Consider the following 19,536-nt stretch of genomic DNA (forward strand, 5'->3'; position numbering starts at 1 on the left):
TGCATCAGGCCCCCGCCCTAGAGCTCGGGGCCAGCATCCGGAGAGTGCTCGGCCCTCGCGTCACGCGCTACCCGATAGGCGGGTTTGACCGTCACAGTGGCCACTGCTATCCCGTACCGGGCCTGCGCGTAGGAGGCCTCGGCCTGTATGAGCGCGATCTCCCCCTTGTTGTGGTCAAGGCCATTTCGTCGAGCCAGTTCCACGGGGCGTGCGATCCACCCGGTCATTTCGGGCCCCTTGGGTCTGCCGCAGGCTGGAGCAAGGCCGGCGTGGGGCGCTATCCTCTGTGATCGGAACCGTGCGACGGGAGGGCCTGACGGGCGCGAGCACAGTGCGCCGGCCGCCGGGGTCAGACCGCTGCGCTCAATCGGGAGGGTGAATGGCGCTCAATCACGGGAAGCTCATGCAGGCGCTGGAGGCGGTTATTCAGGGCGCCGATCGGGATGACTTCATCTTCGGGTTGCTTGCCGCCTACCAGACGCCAAGCGCGACCCTGACACGGGTTCGCAATGGCGGCAATGACAATGTCGGGACGCGCGAGGGCGATGTCGGCGTGCGGCGAAAGCTCTACTTTCGCCCGCTTGACGCGGACGCGGATCCGTTTCGGGAGATGGAGGCCCTTCGTCACTCAGAGGCAATCAGGCGGCATCAGATCCGCTTTATCCTGGTGACGAACTACCAGGACGTCCTTGCCATTGACCTGAAGGCGGGCAAGACCCTGGACTGTCAGTTGGAGGACCTTCCTCGCCAATACAACTTCTTCCTGCCGCTCGCAGGGTATGAGACGGCGCGCACACACTCGGAGCGAGACGCCGACGTCAGGGCGGCCGAGCAGATGGGGAAGCTCTGCGACACGCTCCGCCGGGACAACGCACTCGACACGCCGGAAGACCTGCATGCCCTGAACGTCTTCCTGACCCGGGTTCTGTTCTGCCTCTTCGCAGAAGACACCGACATCTCACCACTACAGGCTCGACACGGTCACCGGGCGGCTCGTGAAAAAGGGGCGGCAGTATCGCGGGGAGCCGGAATGAGCCGCCAGACTTGCAACAGGAGTCTAACCCGGGAAATACTTCGGTGAATGAAGGGCGGGAGATGCCATGAACAGCAGGATGATGCGCCACCTGGCCCGTCGCCCCCGCGACATGATGCGCTACCAGGCAACCGGGAAGCTCCCGGCCACAACAAGTCCGGACTCACCCCTGATCAGGCTCCTGCAGGCAATCCCACCGCGCGAGCGCTACGCCATCCACGCAGTCCGGCTCTCCCAGCGGCTTGGCTACCGGTGCTCGCACACCTTCCCGAGCGCCGAGGCGCTGCTGCGCTACCTCGCGCCAAACACCGAGATGATCGAGGGCGAACCCTGGCCGGCGGAGGCGCTCCGCGACAAGGGCTTTCGCGGTCCCGTCACCCTGGAGATGCTCCGCGCCCACACAACCGGCCACTGGCCCGCACACCTTGGCGACGGGGAGCGCTGCGACAGAGCGCGCCCTGAGCCCTGAGCGCTCGCAATCGCCCGGCGATGTGTCCAAACTCGATGCCATCCGCCACCAGGCTGCTAGGCTGTGCCTGATCAGGAGCACACGAGGAGGGGCAATGAGTCGGGGACTTTCGCTTTCAGATCGCGGCATCAGGATACACCGTCCCGATGCGTGATGAACGGCGCCGACCACTGGGGGTCACCGGCGTGCGCGGCGTCTCGTGGCATAAGGCCCGCAAGCCACGGGTGAGGGACGCCTTTCTGGCGAGCTACCGGGAGGGCGACACACTCCATCGCCAGCCCTTTTCGATCCTCCAGTTCGGCCTGCGGGTCGCCTTCGAGTCGGCCTGCGACAGCTACGCGGAGCTTGCCGGCGAGGCCTACATGAGCAGCCTCTCGATCGAGGAGGCCCTGGCAGGCTTCCTGCCGGTCTACGCACGCTACTGGAGCCTTGATCCTGATGCCCTGCGTGCCGAGGCACTCGTCGGCGAGCGCCTGACCGCACCCGGCGAGGGGCCTGAGCGCTTCCGTCCGATCCGCGAGCTTCGCAACACGCGAAAACTGACCGCGCAGGAGTGGGCGCAGGCGCGCGCACTCTGGGAGGATGGGGTCAATGCAGGCCACATCCGATCGCTGTTCGGTACCGACGGGAAAGGCCGCCCGCGGCTCACCAAGAACCGCCTGAACGACGCCGCCAGGGCGCTCGGCTGGCAGCGTCCGGTTGACTCCCGCGCCCACCCGCCAGAGGTGCGCGCGCGCATGCGAGCGCTCTGGGCGGATCCGGCGCTCTCCCTGCGCGACATCGCGGCGAGCCTCGGCATCGGGGTCGATACCGTGCGGCGCTGGGCGACTGAAGAGGGACTGCCGGAAAAAGACGGGAGGCGCATCCGCCGCAGGAACGACTGAGCAGCCATTGGGGTATCCATGTTAAAATACGGGAAATTAATTAAGGAGAGGCATCCCATGGCGGAAGAGGTCACCTATTCCGGGAGCGAGGCGAATCGTGCGCTTGGCCTGAAGGACATCACGCTCACGCGGAGCCACGATGCATTGGATCACATGGACGAGCATCTTGGCGTCACGCCAGACGGGCGCGTCGTGCTCTCCTATCTCGCCCACGACGACGACCCGATGGACTATGAATGGGATCGCGCCTGCCAGGGGCGCTTCGAGGAGTTTCGCTCGGCGCAGGCGCGTGATGAGCGTCTGCTTGAGCTCCAGCGCGACGGCACCCTGGTGTTCCTGGTCGAGCGCTACGCCCACGGCAATGTGCACTACAGCGTCGCCGGCACGCGCAACTATCCGGATCGGCAGTGGGATGTGGCGCAATGCGCGATCTACATCCCGCCGGATGACGAGCAGGCCGCCTTCACGCTTGGCCGCAACAACGAGTACGTGCTGCGCACCTACGCCAATCAGCGCCTGAGCGAGTACTCGAAGTGGCGCAATGGCGAGGTCTACGCCGTTGTGGTCGAGACCTTCGAGCGCGATGAGCGGGGCGAGTTCCGCAACATCGACACCGATGCGGTCTGGGGGCACATCGGCGGCGACTACGCCGAGAGCGAGCTTCGCGCCAGGCACGCGATCGCAGTCTCCGCGCCACCGCCTGCGCCACCCGCCCCGCAGGGGCTCTCGCCGTCGTGACGGCGGCATTCGGCGCGACGACCACCCCCGGGCTCACTGTCCGGGTGCGCCATGCGCTCTTCTTCGGTGCCGAATGCCCCTTTACTGCGGTTACCGAATAGAACCCTGGATGGAGGACGAACACCATGATGACAGAGTCAGAGTTCCAGGCACGCCGCCCGGCGATCAGGCAGGCGCTTGCGGCGGCAGTCGAAAGCACGCTCGCCCGCATGGGCCGCCGCGCCCGCGGCGTGTCGCTATTAAGCGTGCAGGCCTATGAGGGCAGGCGTGGACGCTAGGCGCGGGGTCGACGGCGGCGCGCCCGCAGCCAGTGACAACGACCCGGTCACGCCCCAGGCGAACTCCCCCTGCGTGCAGGTCTGCGCGCTTGGCGGCGGAATCTGCATCGCCTGCAAGCGCACGACGGATGAGATCATGCGTTGGGGCAGGATGTCTGCACAGGACCGGGAGCGCGTGCTTGACCGCATCTTTGACGGCCCGGCGAGATTCAATTAAATATTGACAATATATATTAGGTCCGTATAATGCAAGCCTCAACATGCTGGAGGCCCCATGAACGATGAAGCGCTGATTCGAGCCGCCATTGATGATGGCATCGACGCGATGATCGGGCGCATCCAGCGCGAGAAGGGCATTGCCAGCGGTGACGTGGCCGCCTATTTCATGAGCGGCCGGCGTACCGATGGGATCCAGCGCCTGATCACGCCGATTCTGCGCGAGTATCTCGTGGCGGAGCGCCACTTCGGCGGCACCGGAGGCAAGCCCGAGCCTGAACCAACACCCGCGCCGTAAGGCAGCGGGCGGAGAGAGCAAAACCACGCGCTCGTGGTGGAACTGGTAGACACGCTGTCTTGAGGGGGCAGTGGCGAAAGCTGTGCGAGTTCGAGTCTCGCCGAGCGCACCAACACCGGACAACGCCCGCGGCCTTGAAGAGTCGCGGGCGTTGACTTATCTGGCGCAAACAGCCTGGGGTGGGGGATCACGCCATGCTTGAGCATGGCGAGGCTGCGGTTTTGTGACCACTTCCACGACGCCGGCTGTCGGATGGGGCAGACTCGGGGATAATACACAAGGGGGAAGACCATGACCGTTCGCTTGCTAGCCGCTGGACTGCTGTTCATTGCCACCACGCTCATCGCCGAGCCGACCGACATCGAGTCACTCACGGACCGGGCCGCCGAGGGCGATGCCGAGGCGCAGTTCCGGCTTGGCGCGCACTACCATAGTGGCCGCGATGTGGAAAGCGATGCAGAGCGCGCCGTCGCCCTCTTCGAGGCGGCCGCAGGCCAGGGCCATGAGCGTGCCAAGCTCGTGCTCGGGTTCATCTTCCTCGACGGGATGGGCATCGATCCCGATCCCGAGCAGGCCGTCCACTGGCTTGAGCGCGCCGCGCGCGCCGGCAATGCCCCCGCTCAGGAGACCCTCGGCTGGCTCTATGGCGTCGGCGAGGCGGTCGAGCAGGACCACGTGGCGGCGCGCCACTACTTCTCGCTCGCAGCCGAGCAGGGCGATGCGGCGGCGAAGGCCCAGCTTGGCTATCTACTTGCCTATGGCTACGGTGGCGAGCCGGACATCGAGGGCGGTCTCTCGCTCTTCCGTGCCGCCGCCGAGCAGGGCGAGCCGATGGGTCTCTACAACCTCGCCATCGCCTACGCCGAGGGCCTCAATGGGGAGGCCGATCCGGGGCGTGCCCACGCGCTCTATCACCAGGCCGCCGCTGCCGGCCACCACGAGGCACAGTACAATCTCGCCGCGCAGTACGACTTCGGCGAGGGCGTCGAGCAGGACCTTGTAGAGGCCGCACGCTGGTATCGGAAGGCGGCCGAGGGCGGTATTCTCGATGCCATGTACAACCTCGCCGTGCTCTACGAGGAGGGCGAGGGCGTCGAACAGGACTTCACCGCCGCAGCGCACTGGTTTCGCCAGGCCGCCGAGCAGGGGGACGCCTATGCCGCACTCGATCTCGCCAAGCTCTACGCCGAGGGGCGCGGCGTGGGCGCCGATCCCGTGCGCGCCTACGGCTGGATGACCCGGGCGATTGCGGGCGGGGCGAGTGAGGCGAGTGCCGAGCGCGAGGCGCTCGGCGCGACACTCACCGAGGCGCAGATCACCGAGGCCGAGGCCTGGGCCGAGGCCGGGGACTAGCCTTTGCCGACACTTGCCCCTATGCTTCGGTCATGGGGCATGACAAGACAATAACCAACACCCCGGGTGGACCGCGGTTCGGCGTTCGGGCGGCGATCGCCCTTGCGGCGCTGCTGCTCGCCCCAGGCAGCGCGGCGGCAGCCGACAGCCGCTGGGTGGTGGAGCGCACAACCGACCTCATGGACGACACCGAGGTCGTCGCCGCGCGCATCCAGGCGCGCGAGGCCATGGGGCCAACCGCTGACTGGGTGCGCCCCATGCTCTGGGTGAGCTGCGGCGCCTATTCCAACGTCCAGATCCGATACCCGCAGTTCATCGGTGAGCCGCGCACGAACGTGCGCATCCGCCTCGATGATGAGCCGGCCGTCGCCTGGTCGTCCTACGGCGCACGAGACGGGCGCGGCGCCACCATCGGGCCGGAGGAGGAGTTGCTGCGCGGCCTTGCCAGGGCCGAGCGGGTGCGCGTCGAGATAAGCACCCCGCTCGGGCGCTATGTCTCGGAGTTCACCCTGGCCGGCTCGGCGGTCGCCATTGCAGAGGTGGTCGAGGCCTGCAACCTTGAAGAGCACTGGGCGCGGGAGGCGGCGGGCACGCCGGATGCTGACGTGGCTGCGCTTCGGGCTCGCTACGTAAGCCTCTGGGCCGAGCGGGTGCGCAACGCCTGGACCCGACCGCCGGGGGATATAACGGGGTTGAGCAGCGATGTGCGGGTCAACGTCATGCCAACTGGCAGCGTTGTCTCGGTCGAGGTGGTCGGTGGCAGCGGCGATGCGGCATTCGACCGCTCGGTCGAGCAGGCGATCCGTCGTGCAAGCCCGTTGCCGGTGCCCGAAGATCGCGCCGAGTTCGACCGCTCGGGCCTTGCGCGCACCACCTTCCGCTTCAATCCCGACGGCTAGTCCTGCGCGCCCGCCTCGCCGCGCTGAAGGCGCGCGCAAGGCGGCGCTCCACACGCGCCTCGGTGAGCGTCTCGTCGTGGCGGAACTCGACCAGAACCACCCCTGCTGCCCGGGCCTTGCGCCGCTTCTCCCGATCGCGCTCGCGCGTGCGAGCAAACCCCGCCTCGCCCCCAAAGCGCTCGACCGCCCGCGTGTGCTGCTCGCCCTGGTACTCCACCGCCACGCCGAGCTCGGGGAAGTAGATATCCAGGCGCTGGCGGCCAAGCCACGCGGGACTTGCCTCGCGCTCGATCACCTCATCGGGGTAGATCGCGCGCAACAGCCAGTAGAGCGCTGTCTCGCTGACCCAGGCCTCACCAATCCGCGGCACCCCGAGTCGCTCGCGCACCCGGTTCTCCGCTTCGCGCAAGTCGACGCCGTCGCGATAGGCCTGCTCGCTGATATAGGGCATGTAGTGCTGGCGCACCGGGCCGCCGTACATCGGCGAGATATATGTCCTGGTCGAGGGAATCTCCCGACACAGGTGACAGATCCCGTCGCGAGGGGTGATCGAGGCGGGATCCACCGCCGGTGCGCGGTGAAGCCTCGCTGCATAGTACTCGGCCGCCCCCTCGGCGCAGCTGCAGCGATAGCGCCTGGCGCAACACGAGCAGATCCAGCACAGGTAGCGCCTGAGCGTCTCGCCCTGGCTGAGATCCGGGCGCAGGTAGTGCACCGGGCAGGTGCACTCGCGCACGTCGGCCGCCCGGAAGCCAAAGGCCGTGTGCGGGATGAGCAGCGAGCCCTGGCGCACACGGTAGCGCTCACGCCGCGCCATGGACTGGCTGCGAAGGCGCGGCTCCACGCTCTGGACAGCGCCATTGCGGGCGTAGCCGCTCACCAGGGGCGGGGCAAAGCGCACCGCATCGATCGGCGGGGTGCCGCGGGCAAGATCAATCGTGAGATCCAGCGCGGAGACGTGCATCGGCCCGTCAAAGACGATCCCGCGCACAGTCGCATGGGGGTCCGGCCAGAGCGTCAGTCGGCTGTCGATCAGCACCGCGCCGAACGCGCCCCGGAGCTGGCGCGTAAAGGCCGCCTCGATCGCCTCGGCGACGCCCTCGCTGATCCCGCCCTCGCGGTAGCGCGCGAGCAGGCCGCTGAAGTCGTCCGGTTGGAGATGAAGGGTGAGACTTGTCATGGCGACAGTATAGGCGACAGCCGGTCGTGAGAGCCATCACCGCGCACGGCGACCCCGAACTGCCATGATATAATTATTATCATATTAACGACTGACTGGAGCCGGCATGGCGTCGATTGAGGCACTGCGCGAGCGAACACACCACCACCCGGGCATTGAGCGCGGCAAGGCGCTCGCGCGACTGACGCATGCCGCGCGCGTAATGCTCGCCGGCACGAAGGCCACCCACCCGGACGGCCTGCCGGTGATCGCCTACCGTGGCGAGCACGGGGCGAGCGGCGCCTGGCTTGAGACGCGCCTGCCCTCGATCAGCTTTGGCTCGCGCGAGGCGGCAGGCGTCTATGCGTGCCAGCCGAACAATCGCAACGACCGGGTGGGTGCAGCGCGGGTGCTGCCGGCGTTCCTGTCGATCAAAAATCCGATCATGAACGACCCCGACGACCCCTACCTCGACCTGGTGCTGGTGCGCCGGGCGCTGGGCCAGGCTGCGACGATCGAGATCGCACTGCGCCATGCCGAGCACATCATCGACACCGGCAACTGGCTTGAGAATTTCGACAGTGCCTTCGGCAGCGTCGAGGAGCTCCTTGCCCTGCGCCCGCAGGCGATCGACGAGCTCTACCTCGACGCCTATGTGGTGCTCGATGATGGGGAGGCCGTTCGTGCACTCGCAGCGGTCGGCTGCGACGGCGCCATTCATGGCGGCAATGGCGTGACCGCGCTGGACACCGAGTACCGTGTCTTTGATTCCCGCCAGGTGATCAGCGTGCTGACGGGCAGGCCCGTGTTGGCGGCGAACATCGAGCAGGGGGCGGAGCGACGCTTCGCTCAGCCCGAGGCTGCGCCCGCGCCCTGAGCGCGATTGACCGCTCAGGCGGGGCGGGGCAGGGCGCGGAAGAGATCCTGCTGGCGGATGTGGGCCGCAGCCGGCGCGTTCAGCCAGAGCACCTCGGTGCGCTCGCGCGCGCCGTCGGCCAGCGCGCGGCGCGTGATCCGCCTCCAGTCAGGGAAGAGTTCCTGGTCGTAAAGATCGCAGGGGTAGCCAGAGAGCACAATCATGCCCTTGAGCCCACGCAGCGCCTCTCCCAGCGCGCGGTGCGCGTCGTCGCACATCTCGTGCTCGTAGGCATGATTGTAGCGATTCGCGGACCTGCGGGTACCGTGCGGGTAAGGCGGGTCAACGTAGTGCAGCGTGTCGATGCCATCGTGCTGCTGCATGACCTCAATCGCCGGGCGGCTCTCGATCACAACCCCGCGCAGCCGCTCGGTGAACGCAGCCACCTTCTCGGGGTATCTCTGCCAGTCATGGGCCGGCGTCGTGCCGCTCCTGCTGCTGTTGCTCCGGAATCCGGTTCTGTAGCCCTCGGTGGCGGCCGCGCTCCCGAAGCCCGCCATGGAGCGGAAGATGGTCTGCCGCGCCCACTCCACCGGATCTGCGGGCGTCGGCCCGTAGGTGTCCTCGAACTCCCGCCTGGAGAAAGGCGTCAGCCGCAGGGCACGCTCAAGCGAAGCGGCGAGATCGGCGTCCCTTAGCACCCGGAACACATTGACAATGCCGCCTGCAAGGTCGTTATAGACCTCCGCATAGCTCCGTTCCTTTCGCAGCAGCACGGAGGCAGCACCGCCGTAGGGCTCGACGTACGCGCGGTGGGGCGGGAGATGATCGATGATCCACGGCGCAAGACGCCACTTGCCGCCGTGGTAGCGCAGCACCGGTCGCGTGATCATGGGTGCCCCACCCACGGCGCACGGTGTCCGCTCCCGTCCTGGTCGTCAGCCATCATCATGTCCCACAGGGTTTTCTTTAATTAAGTGTTAATTAATATACCACATGCAAAACCCGGGTGGCAGATGCTGTCGGCTACCCGCAACAGGAGGCCCGCTCCCCCATGGAAATGAACGTCGAAGCAAGTGCCCTGCTGCGTGAGCGCCTGGCGGAGAGAAGCGCACCGGGGGTCGGCCCCAGCCCGAGTTGCCTCGCCGCCATCGACAAGCTCCTCGCGATGGAGATAAAGAGGGTTACCTTCCGCGACGAGCTCATGCAGGCAATGCGCATGTGACCGCCACGGATCAGCGCCAGGCTCCTGCGCCCGCGCCCGGTCAGCTCCCAGTGCCCGCGCCGGGTGTTTCGCACCAGCCCGTGCTGCTTCAGGGTCTGCTGCATCCAGCGCACGCGGCGCTTGAACGCGTTGACAGGCCCGCTCTCGCCTGCCTCGACGCGGCGCGACACCTCGCCCTCGGGGAGTGCGAGCGCATCCGCCACGTGCGAGTGGGTGCCCGCCGTGGTGCCACTCGCCGCGATCCCCTCAATCACGGCGTGCTCAAAGAGCGAGCGCTGCTCGGCCTGCTTCATCCAGATCCACCCGGGCGCGAGAAGGCGCTGTTGGTGAGGGTATAATTTAATTTAATGATTATAAAACCATGATGCGTCCTTGTCAAGCTGCGGGCCGGTGGTGGCGGCGTTGGCAGGATGGTGTAAGCTCAGCATCGGATGAATGATAATGACGGGGGTGGGCAATGAAACAGGGTGGATGGCGGTGGCAGCATACGGTGGCACTTGCGGCCCTGGCGCTTGGCGCCGGTCTCGGGAGCGCTGCGGCGCAGGGGTCGATGGGTGAGGCCATTGAGCGCGCCGAGGCCGGGGATGTCGAGGCGATGGTGGGCGTGCACCGGCGGATGTTTCGTTCCGCGGAAGGCCCGGGAGACGTCTACACGGGGCTTGGCTGGCTTGCCAGGGCCTATGCGGCCGGGTATGTGCAGGCGGAGAGCATTCTCTCAGGGGGGCTTTGGATGCCGCGCGAGAGAGATGATCCGCGGGTGCGCCAGGAGATGGGGCGCTCGCGGGATGATCCGCAGGCGCTGGTCGCCTGGCTGCGCGAGGCGGCCGACGAGGAGCGTGCCTTCGCCGCGTATTTCCTGCACTACCACTATCTGCCACCTCGCCCCGGCCTGAGGCGCCTTGGGGCCGGTGCGAGTGCGCCGGGCGACGAGGAGATCGCGTCCGGGCTTCGCCTGCTTGAGCGCGCAGCGGCTGCCGGGGAGCGAGCCGCGCTGCGCCGTCTGGGCGCGCTCTACCTTGAGGGCGAGTATGTCGAGATGGACGCTGAGCGCGGGTATGGCTACTGGAGAGAGTCGGCGGCACTTGGAAGTGCGCTCTGCGCCTGGGCCCTTGGCAGCCGGCTGCTCGAGGAGGCGCAAGGCGCAGACGAGGCGCAGGAGGCGCTCGGCTGGCTTGAGCGCGCGGCCGAGGGCAACATCCTGCCGTTGCGAAGCCGGCTCATCCTCCTCGATGAGATCGCCGATCTTTACATGTTCGCCGACGCCCCGGGGCTTTCCATCGACAATGTGCGTGCGGCGCACTGGCTGCGTCTTGCCGTTGAGCAGGGCAGCGGATGGGGCGCGTTCAGACTGGTGGCGCTGCTGAAGAGGGGGGAGGATATCGGGCAGGATCCGGCGGAGATGGCAGACCTCATCGCGCCATTCGCCGAGGCCCCCGGCGCGCCCCTTGATCTCGTGCGGGAGTTTGCGACCCTCCACACTGATGGCATCGGCGTCGAGCGTGATATGCCGCGTGGGCTTGCACTGCTGCGCGAAGCGGCCGAGCGCGGCCATCGGCAAGCCATGCACGATCTCGCACACTACTACGTGCGGGGGGAGGGTGTCCTGCAGGATTTCGGCGAGGCCACGCGGTGGCTACGGCGGGCAGCAAAGGCGGAGGATGCGAGAGCGCAGTATTTGCTGGCACAGTTCTACAAACTGGGCGCGGGCGTGGAGCAGAGCCTGGTGATGGCGCACAAGTGGGCGAACCTCGCCGCGGCGAGCGAGGAGGACGGCGCAGCTACGCTGCGCGACCAGTTGCTCATCGCCATGACGCCAGAGGAGATCGCCGAGGCGCAGGCCCGTGCGCGCGCCTACCTTGCTGGGGACGACGCCGAAGAGGACTGATCAGGCGTCCCGGGGTGCGGCCGGCGACAGCCGGCCGAGCTCCGCGGAGTAGCGCAGGAAACGCTCGACGCGGGCCTTCTTCGCCGCAATCGCGGCGCGATCGCCCAGGCTGGGGATCGCGAGCCCGGCGTCCTCGAGCATCTCAAGTAGCGCAAGCAGATCGTTGACCTCGCCAACCAGGTCACCGCCGCCTGGATAACCTCCGCGGCCTCCCCCTGGGTGATGTCGGGCAACTGGTCGAGACGCTGACGCACCCCCCACGGTGCGCGATGTCCGCTCCCGTCCTGGTCGTCAGCCATCAGCATGTCCCACAGGGTTTGTTTTAATTAAGTGGTAATTAATATACCATACTCAAAACCCGGGTGGCAGATGCTGTCGGCTGCCCGCAACAGGAGGCTCTCGCCCCATGGAGATGAACGTCGAAGCAAGTGCACGGCTGCGTGAGCGCCTGGCGGAGAGAAGCGCACCGGGGGTCAACCCCGAGCGCCACGGCAGCCCGAGTTGCCTCGCTACCATCGACAAGCTTCTCGCGATGGAGCTAAAGCGCGTTACATTCCGCGACGAGCTCATGCAGGCAATGCGAGGGGAGATCGAGCGCTCCGGCGTGACGCTGCCAGACTACCTGCGCCCCGGCGCGCTGCCCGATAAGGCCCGGGAGTCCGAGGATCCGATCGGCACCCTGGTCACGCTGGTCGAGCTCGGCTACCTGCTCGGGGTTGGCGTGCGCGCCAACGCCCCGGGGGCACTCCGCGAGACCCTGCGCCTGATGACCCCGACAGCGGAGTCGTGACCCGCACCATGCCCTGCGCGCTCCAGTGATGCAGGATTAAGGGCCGATGTTGCTGTCGTCGTCTCGGGATCAACCCCCGCAGTCGATGCTTGCGGGGCTTGTCCGCTGCCGCGCTCAAGCGGGCAGCGTTGAGCGCCTGATCGCCTCCTCAAGGAGGGCGTAGACCTCCTGGGCGAGCACCACGCCTGGGCTTGCAAGTCCGCCGATGCGCCGATCCGCGCCGCGCACATCAAGCGAGAGCGAGAGCACACGCGGGGCGCGTTCGTAGTCATCCAGGGTCGGCTCGGCGGCGCAAGTGTCCGTCTCATCATCCGCTTCGTCATCGAGCGGGCTGACGCCCTGCGGGTAGAAGCCGATGGACGCCCCTGGCAGTCCCGGTGAACCGGGCCATCGAGGGCCATTGCGTCAAGAAGCTCCTGGCAGAGCCGCACACCCAGGCGCGCAAAGCGCATGGCGGCGTGGGACTCGGGCACGCCGAGCGGGTTTTCAAGGCGCGCCACCACGCTCTTCACGCCCTCGCCCTGCTCCTCAATACCGAACTCGATTGCGACCGCGCTCATGCGCCACCTCCCAGGGTTTCATCAACGATAATGGAGCGCTCGCCCCCAAAGCAGACCACGTGGGAGACGGGCAGGCAGACCGCCTTTATCTCGCCCTCGACCCTGCCAAGTCCTGCGGCGACATCCTCGGCGACGAAAATCGGCGCGGCCTGCTCGCAGAGGTAGAGCAGGCCATGGCCCACCACCTTGTCGGGGGTGGTCTGCACCACGCGCACCTGGCGGATGCCAGCGCCATCGCGGCCTTCGGCATCGACCTGCACGGTGCGCACCATGTCACCGTGCTCGATCAGGTAGAGATAGGGGCGCTCGGCGTGACCGGTGTCGATCAAAAGCCGCGCCGGATGACCCCCATCGACCGAGACCACGGTCGCATCCGCATCGCCGAGCTTGCGCGGCATGACCTCCTCGGGGCGCTCGCCAACGCGCGCGACGGCGACGGCAAGGCCGTGAAAGAGGGTCGCCTCAAGCGCCACCACGTCACCGCGCACGAGATCATAGGCGTGGATCGCGCTCGCCGGCGAGGTGTGCTCATCGACAGGCGAAAGGCCATCAGCGCTGACGCCGGCGAGGCCCTGGAGGAGCGCAGGCGCGCGGGTCAGGTTCGCGTAGCGCACCCCCTCCCCGGTGTCGTCCACCAGGCAGACGATGCCAGCGTCGAGCGCGACGGACAGCGCACTCAGCGACTCAAGCTTGCGGGGCAGGTTATCCATGGGGCGCATCTCCGTCGGTCGGGGCGCACGGCGGGATGCCGTGCGCCTATCTGGTCGTCTAGTCGCGCTTGCCGAAGAAGGCACGCTCGGGGTCGGAGTCCTGCGAGCGCGGCACCGAGGCGCTCACGTGCTTGGCGTTCATGGAGTCAAACACCAGCCGGTTGGCAAGGGCGTTCAACGCCGCATCGTTGGCGTTCTCGCCACCGGCATCGACACTGTGGCTCACCGCCTCGGTGACGATGTTGAAGACATCGTAGAGGCTGGTGTGGGCCGGGGCCTTCTCGGCAAGCCTGCGGTCGCTGAAGACCGACTCGCCATAATAGGCAGCCAGGTGGCGGCGCGGGTCGACGTGATCGCGCAGGCGCACCAGCAGATCGGCGGCGGCGAGGTCATCGCTCGCGCTCGCCTCGCGGATGCGCCGCGCGAGCAGATCATCGGCGGCGAGCACATCGCGGACCGAGGCGCGAACCTCGTTCATTTCAAGGAAACGCGACTCCAGCGTCTCGTTGATCTGCGGCTTGAGCCGCGTCATCGCGACATCGAGATTTTCCTGCCAGCCGCTGACAATCGGCGTCTCGTAGCTGATCGCCTCGGCCATGCCCACCATGCCGTTCAGGCAGATCAGGCGCTCGACGTGCAGCGCGGTCTGCACCCGCTCGGAAAACGGCGACCAGCGCAGGTACAGGCGATTGCTGAAGCGACCCGCATCACCGCCAAGCGCGGGGATGTCGAGCGCGAACTCGTCAGCCGGACCACCAAGGAAAAAGCCGTTGGTGTGCCGCGAGAAGGTGCGGTTCACAAGCCCGTTCACGGCGCGCCGTGCGCCCCTGCCGGGCGTCTCGACACCAATGAGGCCTGCCAGCGTGTCGATGGCCTCCTCGCTGTGGATGAAGCCGCGATAGTCGCCAAGCTGGTAGTCCACCAGCGCACCCTCGTAGATGAAGTAGGTACCACCGGTGAACACCCGCTCAATGGTGGCAAGGTCCATCGCGTAGAGCCGTGCGGTCTCCCGCGAGCGCTCACCGAAGGTGTGCTCGATGCGACCATCGATGACGATGTGCAGGCACGGCTCGCCGGACTCGGCGAGGACACGGGAGGCGCTGACACGGGCCTTGCGAATCAGTTCAAAGCGCATGGGGGTGGCTCTCTTTTCGCGACGGGGAACAGTTATTATTATACTGGTTATAAATAAAAAGTCAATCACTTTCTGTCTTTCTCGCGTGCCTGCCGCGACCTGCGGCAGGCACTTCGCGACGGCTCAGGCCGCAACCGGGCGCGCCTGGTAGCGCACCATCGGCAGCGCGGCATCCTCGGCCCCGGCACGGCGCGGAGCGGCGACCTGCGAGGCGCGGACCATGCCCTGTCGCAGGATGAAGCGGAACATCCGCGAGAGCGCCCGCTGCGCGTCAAGGTCGCGCTCGCGGTGGACGTGGCCGAACACCCACGCAAGGCAGTCGAGCATCGGCAGATGGGCGACCGGCACCGACAGGCGACTGCTGCGGGCAATCGACTTCAGGTTGACCTCGCCGGTCTGCTCGATCACCCGTGGGATGTCGAGAAAGTCCGCCGCCTCGTGGCCGTAGAGCGCGCCCACGGTGCGTGCGGCGTGGAGCACGAACTCGATGTTGGGGTAGCAGGGGTCGTCGCCTGATGAGAGCGCGAAGACGGCCTTCACCTGGTCGGTGCCCGAGGCCGGATTGCCGCCAGCGATCTCAGACTTCGAGCGCTGGAGGAGCGGGGAGAAGACGGTGATCCCCGGTGCCGCCGTATAGGCAAGCACCCGGCCATGCTCAAGCGGCACGACCTCCGCCTCGATGGCGGAGACCTGGGTGGCGCGCTCGCTCGCAGGCGCACCCGCGCTGCGCCTGCGAGCGCCTGCGCCCCGCGCACCCGTCATGCGGCGGGATACCATCTTGGCGAAGTAACGCTGGCGCGCCGTGGTCGCCAGGTGATCGAGGCGAACCCCGCGCACCGGGACCAGCGAGAGGCGACCGGAGCCACCGAGCGCGTAGCCCTCGCCGTCATCGCGCTCATCCTGCCAGATGATCTCAAGGCCGTTGATGTAGGCCGTGTGGCTGCCGATCAGTGCGCCAAGCGTATTGATGCGGCTCTCGTACATGCCCTGCCAGGACTCGGGCGGCGCAAAGCACTGCGCCTCCAGATCGAAGTGCTGCAACTCCAGCGAGACGATGTGATCGCCGTAGTAGTTGAGCGAGGCAAGACGCGGCGCAACGAACTCACGCACCGGGTTATAGCGCGAGAAGTCCTGGGCCACCGTTGGGGGAATCCGCACCCGGCTCACCGGCAGGCCATGGTGGCTCCCCGGCTCGCTGCCGGCAGGGGCATAGGGCGCGCCATCGGCGGCACTGGTCACATAGACGAAGTCCTGCGTGACCTTGGTGATAAAGACGTGAACGGCGCGCATCAAAGAGAGATCGAAGACGAGCATGGGGGCTGACTCCACTGCCGGGGAATGTCTTTTATTATACAGGAAATGAATTAGAAGTCAATCCCGGCAGGCAGGGTTGCTCGCCTGCCGGGGAGTTGGCGCAAGGTGCTCAGGCGGCGATCCGCCCGCCCTGGTGGTCGGTGTCGGTGTCCGCCTCGCCGAAGAGCGAGAGTTGGTCGGCGCGCTCGAGGCTGCGCGCGGCACGGATGACGCTCTCCATCGGGTCGGTATTGGTGTTGATGCCTGCCGCCGTGGCGCTGAGCGCACCACCACCGATCCTGCGCAAGCGGCAGGGCACGTCGTCGCAGGCCTCGGGGCGCGGCTGATCCGGGCGCTCACGAAGATGCGCCATCTGCCCCCAGGTGGCATCCTCGCCGCTCAGAAGCGTCTCGTGCCAGCGCCCGTCGCGCAGGTAGATCAGCCGCTCGTATTTGGTCATCCCGACACAGTCCTTGGCGGCAACCGAGTCGATGATGGGGTTCTGAAGCTCCCAGGCCGCGCAGGGACTGTCGTTACGGATCGCCCGCCCGATGAACTGCTTTTTCTCGGCACGGCTTGCGAACTGGCGCATCAGCAACACGTCGGTGACGTTGCGACAGTCGATGCCCTCGCCGATACGCATGCAGTTCAGCAGGAACTGGATCTCGCCGCTCGCAAGCCGCTCAAGCGCTGCGTCCATGCCCGCCTCGTCGACCTCGCTGGTCAGCACCGCATGGCTCAGGCCAAGCGAGCGCATTTCCCCGGCAAGGCGCTGACACTCCGCCTCGGTGCGGAAAAAGACAATGGTGTTGCCCATGTGCCGGTGGTATTCGCGCACCAGCGCGATGGCAAGGGCACTCTTGTCGCTGCCGCCATGGTCGAGCACGGTGTTGACACCGGCGCGCTCAATAAAGCCACGGCGCGCGGCCTCACGCTCGCTGATCGGCACCACCACCCGCTCGAATTTCACGAGGAAGCCATCACCCCGGTCATCATCGGCGGTCAGGCCGATGATCGGCGTGTGCACCAGGCGGTCGAGCAAAAGCTGCATCGACATCATCGCCTCGTGATGCGCCTCATCGATCAGCGTCACGTCCCATCCCGCCTCAAGCACGGCGGGGGGGATATCGGCGAAAGCGCTCTGCGTAATGAGCTCAACCGAGGCAAGACCGGCGTACTCGGCGGCGGCCTGGCGGTTCAGCCGGGCGCGGTGGGAGATGAACAGCACCCGCAGCCGACGCTCCGCCGAGGCCTCGATGCCGAGCGCCTCGCGAAGCCCCACCGAGAGCATCAGGAGCTTGGAGGTAAAGGTCTTGCCGGTGCCGGTCGGCTGCTTCACCAGAATGCGGCGAAAGCCCTCGCGCAGGTAGCGACAGACCGCCTCGACGGATCGCTCCTGGTAGTCGCGGGGGGTCTTCTCACCGGCAGACTCGATCAGCGCAAGGCTCGACATGGGCAGTGACTCCGACTGTCTGATTGAGCCTTTATTATGCCATGAATTATTTAAAAAGTCAAGCAACGGATGCCGCACCCGGGCACGATACCCGGGCGCTTTTGACGGCGAGACGGCGGGTGGCAGCCCGTGGTGGGACTCAGGCCACCATGGAGGCGCGGCGCATGCGCTCGCGCTGCGCGCTCTCCTGCTCCTCGCACTCCCAGTGATCGCGGCAGTCGGCATCGCACCAGCGACGCTCGGTATCAAGCGGCTCCAGGCAGTACAGGCAGGCACCCATCGCCTTCGGGCCCTCGGGCTTGCGCCGGGACAGCGCCAGGTCGCGGTCAAACTGCTCAAGCTCACTGGCGTGATCGTCGATGCTTCTCATGTTGCACTCCTCATAACGGGTCATTGATCATCCCGACCCCACGGCCGGGCTTGTCAGGTCAGGCGACAATATAATAACGCTTCAATTAATTGTCAACATTTATTTCTGCACCCGGGATCGCGGCAGCGACGGCGCCAGGCGGCGCGGGCAGGGCGTGCCTTGAATGACGCTTATTTTATATGCCATAAAATAATAAGAAGCCTGCCGGACACGCCGGGCGCTCCGCGGGCAGAGGCCCTCCAGGCAGGCGCGAGGAGGCGGCCATGGTAGTGGCCACCAGGTCGGCGGCAAAACGCCAAGCGCGAATCTCCAGGCCACCTGGCGGGGCAGAATCAAGCGGACATCGAAGCGGACAGGGCGCTGCCCCACGCGAGGATCAGCCCTCGCGGGGACGGCCTGTCTCCGGATCGATGCCAAAACGCAGGCAAAGCGCCTGGGTGCGGGTTGAGCCAATCGCAAAGAGCCGGCTCACTCGCCACCAGAACGGCCTGGTGTCACCTGGCGCGGCGGGACAGGCAATCGGCATGTTGCGTAGCACATTGGCAATGAGCTGCGTGTCCTGCGCATCCTGCGCGCTATCCTCACGCAGGCGCACGGCACCTGGATCCTGGTCATCGTTCATGGTCTTGCACCCTCTCTTGCGGGGCGTGCCCACAAGGCAAAGCGCCGGCGCAAGGCGCGCCGGCGTCTGGTGACAGGGGCTGCCCTCAGGCAGCCTCCCTCAGTGGTTGCGCCCGGCGCACCTCGAAGAGCCGGTAGGTGGGCGCGCCGCGCTCCTCGAGCGTGGCCCGCAGCCGATCGACAAACATCTCGATCGCCCGGCGCATCACCCCGTGGGTCTCTCCCGCCTCGCTGTAGGCGTGGCCGCCGGCGAGCACATCCACCGCCGGGGCCGCCGAGCGGGGCATCTTGCCGCCGCGCTTGGGTAGCGTCTTCAGCGCGCTCAGCACAGTCTTCGGATCGTACACCTCGCCGCCATAGCGGTGACTGAAGACAACACTGCCCGCAGCCGTCTCGGCCGCGACGAAGGCATCGGCATCAGCAGGGGCGACCCGCACGGTCTGCGACACCCGGGAAGGGTCCACGCAGGCGTAGCGGCGAAGCAGCGTGCGCGCCCGCCAAAGATCGGCGGTCGGCCCGGACTCCTCATCACCGAGCGCGCCGCAGAGCGCCTCGACGCCAAAGCGCGAGAGCCCCATCAGCTGCGCATACTCGGCCACCACCGCCTCGCCGAGGCGGATGTCATAGCGCATGACAATACGGGTGCCGGGACTATGCCGGCGCGGCCCGCGCACCTTGATCGCGCGTGCCGGCACGCCGCGAAGCCGAAGCTTGATGTCGGCCGCGGTCATCGCCGGGGCGCGGAAGCTGATGTAGCCAACGCGGCTCACCAGCGCCATCTCGGCAAGCAGCGCATGCTGGCGCACGGCAAGCGCGCCCACATCGAGCCCGCCGAGCGCATCGGCGACAAGATCCAGGCGCTCATGGGCGCGGGGCATCGCGAGCAGCAGCGACTCGGCGTCGCAGATCGCACCGCGACAGGCCTCAAGATCATGCAGGGCAACCAGCGTCTCGGGCAGGTGTTCGGTTGGCAGATGGCGGCAGGCGGCAAGCGACACCCCGAAGGCACGGGCGAGCGCGGCCGGGGCACGCCCGCCAAGGCGCAGCGTGTAGTCAACCAAGACGCCCTCGCGGGCCGCACGATCAAGAAAGCGCCCCAGGGCGATATCCACCGCCTGGCGACTGACCCCATGGTTGCGCGCCGCCTCGGCCGGGTAGACGCCCTCGACGAGGACGGCGTGGGCGGCCAGGATCGACCCCCCGGCACCCTCCCGCGCACCACCACTGATCTCCCAGAAGGTGGACTCGCTGGTGCGCACGCACCAGCTGGTGAAATTGGTACTCGGGTTGGACTGACTCATCTCCGGTTGT

25 protein-coding genes and 1 tRNA gene are annotated in these 19,536 nt (G+C 66.9%); 13 read left to right on the forward strand and 13 right to left on the reverse strand.

Annotated elements, in window-relative coordinates:
* Positions 1-17: 17 nt before the first annotated feature.
* Complete coding sequence (locus tag J2T57_RS08200; protein WP_253476585.1) at positions 18-227, reverse strand: hypothetical protein; 210 nt, start codon at positions 225-227, stop codon at positions 18-20.
* Between the two features lie 152 nt (positions 228-379).
* Between J2T57_RS08200 and J2T57_RS08205 the strand changes: the two genes are divergently transcribed.
* From J2T57_RS08205 to J2T57_RS08250, 10 genes are all read left to right on the forward strand, one after another.
* Entirely contained in the window at positions 380-1,081 is a 702-nt protein-coding gene (locus J2T57_RS08205; protein WP_253476586.1) for a type IIL restriction-modification enzyme MmeI, read from the forward strand.
* Between the two features lie 19 nt (positions 1,082-1,100).
* Positions 1,101-1,502, forward strand: a complete 402-nt coding sequence (locus J2T57_RS08210) for a hypothetical protein (protein ID WP_253476588.1) — start codon at positions 1,101-1,103, stop codon at positions 1,500-1,502.
* Positions 1,503-1,648: 146 nt separating this feature from the next.
* The gene (locus J2T57_RS08215) at positions 1,649-2,386 is read left to right on the forward strand and encodes a DUF1804 family protein (RefSeq protein WP_253476589.1); all 738 of its coding nucleotides are present in this window, start codon (positions 1,649-1,651) and stop codon (positions 2,384-2,386) included.
* A gap of 57 nt (positions 2,387-2,443) precedes the next feature.
* Positions 2,444-3,124 carry a hypothetical protein gene (locus tag J2T57_RS08220; protein WP_253476591.1) on the forward strand — a complete coding sequence of 227 codons (681 nt, stop codon included), beginning with the start codon at positions 2,444-2,446 and terminating at the stop codon, positions 3,122-3,124.
* Between the two features lie 125 nt (positions 3,125-3,249).
* Complete coding sequence (locus J2T57_RS08225; RefSeq protein WP_253476593.1) at positions 3,250-3,402, forward strand: hypothetical protein; 153 nt, start codon at positions 3,250-3,252, stop codon at positions 3,400-3,402.
* Entirely contained in the window at positions 3,392-3,619 is a 228-nt protein-coding gene (locus J2T57_RS08230) for a DUF1289 domain-containing protein (protein ID WP_253476595.1), read from the forward strand. Before J2T57_RS08225 ends, J2T57_RS08230 begins: the two co-directional genes overlap by 11 nt.
* Before the next feature lie 57 nt (positions 3,620-3,676).
* Entirely contained in the window at positions 3,677-3,916 is a 240-nt protein-coding gene (locus J2T57_RS08235) for a hypothetical protein (protein WP_253476597.1), read from the forward strand.
* 27 nt (positions 3,917-3,943) lie between these two features.
* Positions 3,944-4,028, forward strand: a tRNA-Leu gene (locus tag J2T57_RS08240).
* A gap of 179 nt (positions 4,029-4,207) precedes the next feature.
* A complete protein-coding gene (locus J2T57_RS08245; protein WP_253476599.1) occupies positions 4,208-5,269 on the forward strand; it encodes an SEL1-like repeat protein in 1,062 nt (353 codons plus the stop codon).
* A gap of 32 nt (positions 5,270-5,301) precedes the next feature.
* On the forward strand, positions 5,302-6,168 hold the full coding sequence (locus J2T57_RS08250) for a TonB family protein (protein ID WP_253476601.1): 867 nt from the start codon (positions 5,302-5,304) through the stop codon (positions 6,166-6,168).
* On the opposite strand, the gene J2T57_RS08255 is transcribed toward J2T57_RS08250, so the two are convergent.
* Positions 6,152-7,348 carry a hypothetical protein gene (locus J2T57_RS08255; RefSeq protein WP_253476603.1) on the reverse strand — a complete coding sequence of 399 codons (1,197 nt, stop codon included), beginning with the start codon at positions 7,346-7,348 and terminating at the stop codon, positions 6,152-6,154. The two genes, J2T57_RS08250 and J2T57_RS08255, sit on opposite strands and share 17 nt — an antisense overlap.
* A 106-nt stretch (positions 7,349-7,454) precedes the next feature.
* Here J2T57_RS08255 and J2T57_RS08260 point away from each other — a divergent pair, with 106 nt between their 5' ends.
* A complete protein-coding gene (locus tag J2T57_RS08260; RefSeq protein ID WP_253476605.1) occupies positions 7,455-8,204 on the forward strand; it encodes a hypothetical protein in 750 nt (249 codons plus the stop codon).
* A gap of 14 nt (positions 8,205-8,218) precedes the next feature.
* Here the strand turns inward: J2T57_RS08260 and J2T57_RS08265 are convergent, their stop codons facing one another.
* Positions 8,219-9,076: a DNA adenine methylase gene (locus tag J2T57_RS08265; RefSeq protein ID WP_253476607.1), complete on the reverse strand. Its 858-nt coding sequence runs from the start codon at positions 9,074-9,076 to the stop codon at positions 8,219-8,221.
* A gap of 133 nt (positions 9,077-9,209) precedes the next feature.
* Positions 9,210-9,662, reverse strand: a complete 453-nt coding sequence (locus J2T57_RS08270) for a winged helix-turn-helix domain-containing protein (RefSeq protein WP_253476609.1) — start codon at positions 9,660-9,662, stop codon at positions 9,210-9,212.
* Between the two features lie 203 nt (positions 9,663-9,865).
* Here J2T57_RS08270 and J2T57_RS08275 point away from each other — a divergent pair, with 203 nt between their 5' ends.
* The gene (locus tag J2T57_RS08275; protein ID WP_253476611.1) at positions 9,866-11,293 is read left to right on the forward strand and encodes a tetratricopeptide repeat protein; all 1,428 of its coding nucleotides are present in this window, start codon (positions 9,866-9,868) and stop codon (positions 11,291-11,293) included.
* On the opposite strand, the gene J2T57_RS08280 is transcribed toward J2T57_RS08275, so the two are convergent.
* On the reverse strand, positions 11,294-11,554 hold the full coding sequence (locus J2T57_RS08280; protein ID WP_253476612.1) for a hypothetical protein: 261 nt from the start codon (positions 11,552-11,554) through the stop codon (positions 11,294-11,296).
* A gap of 145 nt (positions 11,555-11,699) precedes the next feature.
* Between J2T57_RS08280 and J2T57_RS08285 the strand changes: the two genes are divergently transcribed.
* The gene (locus tag J2T57_RS08285) at positions 11,700-12,083 is read left to right on the forward strand and encodes a hypothetical protein (protein ID WP_253476614.1); all 384 of its coding nucleotides are present in this window, start codon (positions 11,700-11,702) and stop codon (positions 12,081-12,083) included.
* A gap of 114 nt (positions 12,084-12,197) precedes the next feature.
* Here J2T57_RS08285 and J2T57_RS22185 read toward each other — a convergent pair whose 3' ends face one another.
* The 8 genes from J2T57_RS22185 to J2T57_RS08320 form a co-directional block, all read right to left on the reverse strand.
* Entirely contained in the window at positions 12,198-12,332 is a 135-nt protein-coding gene (locus J2T57_RS22185) for a hypothetical protein (protein ID WP_301289227.1), read from the reverse strand.
* Positions 12,333-12,639: 307 nt separating this feature from the next.
* Positions 12,640-13,353, reverse strand: coding sequence for a hypothetical protein (locus J2T57_RS08290; protein ID WP_253476616.1), 714 nt, complete (start codon positions 13,351-13,353; stop codon positions 12,640-12,642).
* 58 nt (positions 13,354-13,411) lie between these two features.
* Positions 13,412-14,488: a hypothetical protein gene (locus tag J2T57_RS08295; protein ID WP_253476618.1), complete on the reverse strand. Its 1,077-nt coding sequence runs from the start codon at positions 14,486-14,488 to the stop codon at positions 13,412-13,414.
* 123 nt (positions 14,489-14,611) lie between these two features.
* Positions 14,612-15,802, reverse strand: a complete 1,191-nt coding sequence (locus tag J2T57_RS08300; RefSeq protein WP_253476620.1) for a hypothetical protein — start codon at positions 15,800-15,802, stop codon at positions 14,612-14,614.
* Positions 15,803-15,911: 109 nt separating this feature from the next.
* Positions 15,912-17,234 (reverse strand): DEAD/DEAH box helicase, encoded by a 1,323-nt coding sequence (locus J2T57_RS08305; protein WP_253476622.1) that lies wholly within the window; start codon positions 17,232-17,234, stop codon positions 15,912-15,914.
* A gap of 139 nt (positions 17,235-17,373) precedes the next feature.
* Entirely contained in the window at positions 17,374-17,604 is a 231-nt protein-coding gene (locus J2T57_RS08310) for a hypothetical protein (RefSeq protein ID WP_253476624.1), read from the reverse strand.
* Positions 17,605-17,980: 376 nt separating this feature from the next.
* Entirely contained in the window at positions 17,981-18,226 is a 246-nt protein-coding gene (locus J2T57_RS08315) for a hypothetical protein (protein ID WP_253476626.1), read from the reverse strand.
* 85 nt (positions 18,227-18,311) lie between these two features.
* Positions 18,312-19,526, reverse strand: coding sequence for a hypothetical protein (locus tag J2T57_RS08320; protein ID WP_253476628.1), 1,215 nt, complete (start codon positions 19,524-19,526; stop codon positions 18,312-18,314).
* Positions 19,527-19,536: the final 10 nt, after the last annotated feature.

The sequence above is a fragment of the Natronocella acetinitrilica genome, from assembly GCF_024170285.1.
GTDB classification, from domain to species: domain Bacteria; phylum Pseudomonadota; class Gammaproteobacteria; order Nitrococcales; family Aquisalimonadaceae; genus Natronocella; species Natronocella acetinitrilica.

What these genes read in the sequence shown, in the direction of transcription:
- J2T57_RS08210 (WP_253476588.1), top strand. Translation starts at nt 1,101, where the DNA reads ATGAACAGCAGGATGATGCGCCACCTGGCCCGTCGCCCCCGCGACATG.
- J2T57_RS08260 (WP_253476605.1), top strand. Translation starts at nt 7,455, where the DNA reads ATGGCGTCGATTGAGGCACTGCGCGAGCGAACACACCACCACCCGGGC.
- J2T57_RS08220 (WP_253476591.1), top strand. Translation starts at nt 2,444, where the DNA reads ATGGCGGAAGAGGTCACCTATTCCGGGAGCGAGGCGAATCGTGCGCTT.
- J2T57_RS08250 (WP_253476601.1), top strand. Translation starts at nt 5,302, where the DNA reads ATGGGGCATGACAAGACAATAACCAACACCCCGGGTGGACCGCGGTTC.
- J2T57_RS08265 (WP_253476607.1), bottom strand. Translation starts at nt 9,076, where the DNA reads ATGATCACGCGACCGGTGCTGCGCTACCACGGCGGCAAGTGGCGTCTT.
- J2T57_RS08300 (WP_253476620.1), bottom strand. Translation starts at nt 15,802, where the DNA reads ATGCTCGTCTTCGATCTCTCTTTGATGCGCGCCGTTCACGTCTTTATC.
- J2T57_RS08305 (WP_253476622.1), bottom strand. Translation starts at nt 17,234, where the DNA reads ATGTCGAGCCTTGCGCTGATCGAGTCTGCCGGTGAGAAGACCCCCCGC.
- J2T57_RS08315 (WP_253476626.1), bottom strand. Translation starts at nt 18,226, where the DNA reads ATGAACGATGACCAGGATCCAGGTGCCGTGCGCCTGCGTGAGGATAGC.
- J2T57_RS08245 (WP_253476599.1), top strand. Translation starts at nt 4,208, where the DNA reads ATGACCGTTCGCTTGCTAGCCGCTGGACTGCTGTTCATTGCCACCACG.
- J2T57_RS08320 (WP_253476628.1), bottom strand. Translation starts at nt 19,526, where the DNA reads ATGAGTCAGTCCAACCCGAGTACCAATTTCACCAGCTGGTGCGTGCGC.
- J2T57_RS08310 (WP_253476624.1), bottom strand. Translation starts at nt 17,604, where the DNA reads ATGAGAAGCATCGACGATCACGCCAGTGAGCTTGAGCAGTTTGACCGC.
- J2T57_RS08255 (WP_253476603.1), bottom strand. Translation starts at nt 7,348, where the DNA reads ATGACAAGTCTCACCCTTCATCTCCAACCGGACGACTTCAGCGGCCTG.
- J2T57_RS08235 (WP_253476597.1), top strand. Translation starts at nt 3,677, where the DNA reads ATGAACGATGAAGCGCTGATTCGAGCCGCCATTGATGATGGCATCGAC.
- J2T57_RS08295 (WP_253476618.1), bottom strand. Translation starts at nt 14,488, where the DNA reads ATGCGCTTTGAACTGATTCGCAAGGCCCGTGTCAGCGCCTCCCGTGTC.
- J2T57_RS08205 (WP_253476586.1), top strand. Translation starts at nt 380, where the DNA reads ATGGCGCTCAATCACGGGAAGCTCATGCAGGCGCTGGAGGCGGTTATT.
- J2T57_RS08200 (WP_253476585.1), bottom strand. Translation starts at nt 227, where the DNA reads ATGACCGGGTGGATCGCACGCCCCGTGGAACTGGCTCGACGAAATGGC.
- J2T57_RS08215 (WP_253476589.1), top strand. Translation starts at nt 1,649, where the DNA reads ATGCGTGATGAACGGCGCCGACCACTGGGGGTCACCGGCGTGCGCGGC.
- J2T57_RS08290 (WP_253476616.1), bottom strand. Translation starts at nt 13,353, where the DNA reads ATGGATAACCTGCCCCGCAAGCTTGAGTCGCTGAGTGCGCTGTCCGTC.
- J2T57_RS08225 (WP_253476593.1), top strand. Translation starts at nt 3,250, where the DNA reads ATGATGACAGAGTCAGAGTTCCAGGCACGCCGCCCGGCGATCAGGCAG.
- J2T57_RS08285 (WP_253476614.1), top strand. Translation starts at nt 11,700, where the DNA reads ATGGAGATGAACGTCGAAGCAAGTGCACGGCTGCGTGAGCGCCTGGCG.
- J2T57_RS08275 (WP_253476611.1), top strand. Translation starts at nt 9,866, where the DNA reads ATGAAACAGGGTGGATGGCGGTGGCAGCATACGGTGGCACTTGCGGCC.